This window comes from Streptomyces sp. NPDC058683, from assembly GCF_042716195.1.
GTDB lineage: Bacteria > Actinomycetota > Actinomycetes > Streptomycetales > Streptomycetaceae > Streptomyces.
Genome location: NZ_JBHXSK010000141.1, coordinates 1 through 1101, shown reverse-complemented (window position 1 = coordinate 1101; position 1101 = coordinate 1). Strand labels below are relative to the sequence as shown.

The window sequence follows — 1101 nt, the reverse complement described above, 5'->3', positions numbered from 1 at the left end:
GCGTAGGCGATGGTCCCGTCGGGCCGGTGGTGGAACCACTCGGGGTGCTTCTCCACCCAGGGATGGTCGGGCGAGCACTGCAACGCGAAGTCCAGTGCGATCTCCAGGCCGTGCCGGCCGGCCTCGGCCACGAACCACCGGAAGTCCTCCAGGGTCCCCAGAGCCGGATGCACGGCGTCGTGCCCGCCCTCGGGCGAACCGATCGCCCACGGCACTCCCACGTCCTCAGGACCAGCGCTCAGGGTGTTGTTGCGGCCCTTGCGGAAGGTGGTCCCGATGGGGTGGATCGGCGGGAGGTAGACGACGTCGAAGCCCATCTCCGCGATCGCCGGCAGCCGCCGGGCCGCTGTCCGGAACGTGCCGTGCGGCCGCTCGGGGGTGCCCTCGGAGCGCGGGAAGAACTCGTACCAGGAGCCGTACAGGGCCCGCTCGCGCTCGACGAGCAGCGGCAACGGCTCGGAGCAGGTGACCAGCTCCCGCAGCGGATGGCGGGTGAGGATCTCGTCCACCTCGGGAGTCAGCGCGCCGGCCAGACGGATGTGCAGGGCGAGGGTGTCGTCGCCCAGGGCGCGGGCCGCTGCCACGACCCGCTCGCGCTCCAGTCCCGCGGGCATCCGGGCGGCCGCGCGCGCGTACAGCTCGGTGCCCTCCTCCAGGACCAGACCGGTGTCGATGCCCGCCGGGATCTTCACCCGCGCGTGCCGCCGCCAGGTGGTGAGCGGGGCGCTCCAGGCCTCGACGTGATACGTCCAACGACCCGGTTTCCCGTTGACGGTGACCTCGGCGCCCCAGCGGTCGGTGCCGGGGACCAGCTCCCGCATCGGCGCCCAGGGGCCGGGCCGGCCCTCGGGGTCGCACAGCACCACGTTGGCGCCGACGGCGTCATGACCCTCGCGGAAGACGGTGGCGGTGACCTGGAAGGTCTCGCCGGGGACCGCCTTCGCCGGACGCCCGCCGCCGTCCACGGCCGGTTGCACGTCACGCACCGGAACACGGCCGATGGCCTCTGTCGCCTTCATGGGTCTCACCTCCGCCGTGCGCGGAGCCGGGCCCCGGGCCCGGCTCCGCAAGTCCGTAGTGCGCGGGAGGACGAGGCGTCCT

The 1101-nt window shown here is 73.5% G+C and carries 1 protein-coding gene; it reads right to left on the bottom strand.

Annotated features, from left to right (window positions below; all coding sequences use genetic code 11):
• Positions 1-1019 (bottom strand): maltotransferase domain-containing protein (locus tag ACFWXC_RS53055; protein WP_384491563.1); only part of this gene is annotated, 1019 nt, incomplete at its 3' end.
• Positions 1020-1101: the final 82 nt, after the last annotated feature.